General features: G+C 46.6%; 1 protein-coding gene and 1 tRNA gene. Both read left to right on the top strand.

Features of this window, described 5'->3' with window-relative positions:
• On the top strand, window positions 1-2,461 hold a 2,461-nt coding region (gene malQ, locus K6C05_RS02145), incomplete at its 5' end, for a 4-alpha-glucanotransferase (protein WP_296730768.1).
• 82 nt (window positions 2,462-2,543) lie between these two features.
• Window positions 2,544-2,630, top strand: a tRNA-Leu gene (locus tag K6C05_RS02140).
• Window positions 2,631-2,902 lie beyond the last annotated feature (272 nt).

Below are 2,902 nucleotides of genomic sequence, written 5' to 3'. Positions count from 1 at the left end.
AGAGGATAGTGTACTTCATTATTGGAATAAACAGGGTATCAGCGGTTGGCGTCTGGATGTTATTGATGAGCTGCCGGAAAAATTCTCTCAGGCCTTTTACAAGGAGCTGAAAAAAACTGACCCGGATTCGGTTCTTATCGGCGAGGTGTGGGAGGATGCCTCCAACAAGGTGGCCTATGGGGTTAATCGACATTATCTTTGTGGTTATGAGATTGATTCTGCCATGAATTACCCTTTCCGCAGGATAGTAATGGCCTTCCTTTTGGGGTATGTGGATGGCCATCAGATTTGCCGAAGGATAATGAGTCTTAAGGAAAATTATCCGGCGCAGAACTTTTATGCAATGATGAACCTTTTGGGAAGCCATGATCGGGAGCGTATACTGACCATATTAGGTGAAGCACCTTCCTGTGAGGGCGTCCCGGAGAGAATTCAGGCCAAGTATAAGCTGGATGATGAAAGACTAAAGCTGGGTAAGAGTCGTCTGAAAATAGCTGCGGCATGGCAGATGACATTCCCTGGAGTACCGTGTATATATTATGGCGATGAGATTGGTATGGAAGGCTATAAGGATCCTTTCTGCCGTCTCCCTTACGATTGGGATAATGGGGATGAGGACCTGCGCCAGTGGTACAAAAAGCTCATTCATCTCAGAAATGAAAATGTGGCCCTGCAGACAGGAAAATTCCTACCAATATATTCAGATGGGGATATATTTGGTTATGCAAGGGTTATTGACGATGGCAAGGATGTATTTGGCGAGCCTGCGGAAAATGATGTATTCATTATCCTGATGAATCGGGGCAAGGAACAGCGCACCGTTTATGTGGATGTTCGTGACCTGTGGGCAGGCAGCTTTATAAATGTATTTGGCGATGGCAGGGAGCTCAAGGTTATTCGGGAAGTTCTCCATGTTTCCATGAAGCCTTGCAGTGTCAAGATATATAGATGCGTGAAGGATGAGCCAAAGCATATAAGGGAGTGCGGTGTGTTGATGCACCCAACCAGCTTCCCGTCAAAATATGGTGTGGGAGATTTTGGTGCCTCGGCGTATGAATTCGTGGATTTTTTGGCAGAGGCCAATCAGAAAATATGGCAGCTTTTGCCATTGACTCCTGTGGATGACTGTAATTCTCCGTATGCATCCCCATCAGCCTTTGCTGGCAACACTATGCTAATATCTATGGAAAAGCTGGTGGATATGGGGCTGCTCACTGATGAGGATATTAAGGTACCTGAAAAGGGAGCCACAAATAAAACGGATTATGAATTTGCCCGTCAAGTTAAAGGAAAGCTCCTGGCCAAGGCTGCGGATAATTTCTTTACCAAGGGTAATGCCGATGATATGGCCGTGTTTGAGGGCTTTTGCAGTCAGGAGGCCTATTGGCTTAATGATTATGCGTTATTTAAAGCTATTTCGAAGCAACAGCTGGAAGCTGGCTGGATAGAGTGGCCGGAGGACCTGAAAAAGCGGAGGCCTGAGGCTTTGGAAAAGGCTAGAAATGAGCTGGCCCAGGAAATCGGCAGGGAATGCTTCTACCAATATTTGTTTTCCACGCAGTGGCAGGAGCTTAAGATTTATGCCAATGGAAAAGGTGTAAAGATTCTGGGAGATATGCCAATATTTGTATCTCAAAACAGTGCCGATGTGTGGGCTAACCAAAAACTCTTTAAGCTAGGTGAGGATGGCAGGCCACTGAAGGTAGCAGGAGTACCACCTGATTACTTCAGTAAGACTGGTCAGCTGTGGGGCAACCCACAATACGACTGGGATGAAATGGCCAAGGATGGCTACCGCTGGTGGATAAGCCGTTTGGGCCGTATGCTTGAGCAGGTAAACATGGTTCGTATTGATCACTTCCGTGGTTTTGAGGCGTATTGGGAGATAGACGGCGATGCGGAAACCGCTATTGATGGTGAGTGGGTCAAGGGCCCGGGAATGGATTTCTTCGGGAAATTAAAGGATTCTTTGGGCGAACTGCCAATAGTGGCAGAGGATCTGGGGATTATCACCGATGAGGTTGAGATACTTCGTGAAAGATGCGGCTATCCAGGAATGAAGGTATTGCAGTTTGAACTCCATTTTAATGCCTTCCACAGAATTAATTTTGTGGAACCGGAAAATAGCCTGGTTTATACTGGTACCCACGATAATAACACAGTGGTGGGCTGGCTGGAAAATGATATAGATACTGAAACCAGAGCTGCAGTGGCAAAGCTTTTAGGTAAAGAAGGGGCAGACAGCCAAACACTCTGTCAGGCTTTGGTGGAACATGCTTACGCTTCCAGAGCCCGTACAGCCATCGTACCGGTGTGGGATATTTTGGCATTGGACGGTGATAACCGCATGAATTTGCCTGGAACCTCAGGAGGCAATTGGAGCTGGAGAATGCTGCCAGGAGCCTTAACATCAGAAAAAGCCCATTGGCTGGCAGGTCTGGTGGAAAAATATAATCGGTAGTTATGTTCTAAAACTGTTGACAATATTGATATAGTATGTTAGTATAGCACTGTTGTGTGATGTTGTTGCATGACTCAAAAGTGCCGAAGTGGCGGAATTGGCAGACGCAGCAGACTCAAAATCTGCCGTATGCAAATACGTGCCGGTTCGAGTCCGGCCTTCGGCACCACTTGAAAACACTGGCCTCCGAGAAATCGGGGGCCGTTCTTTTTTGTTCGATTTTTTCCCAAAAGACTGCAACGGGACTGCAACGGGGACAAAACGACACACCACGAAACAACGCCATCCCAATTTTTAACCCTTTTTGGGGGCCAAAGTGGGGAATTGGAGATTTTTACCCAAAATGGCAAAATTTTGTGGGTGTACTTGGGTGTATTTTTTGGGGTGTACAGCCACAAAAAAAGACTGCCATCCCGCATAACTACTGGATTTGTAGTTTGC

The sequence above is a fragment of the Anaerovibrio sp. genome (genome assembly GCF_024697385.1).
In the GTDB taxonomy this organism is placed as follows: Bacteria; Bacillota; Negativicutes; order Selenomonadales; family Selenomonadaceae; genus Anaerovibrio.
This window is presented reverse-complemented; position numbering and strand designations above follow the sequence as displayed.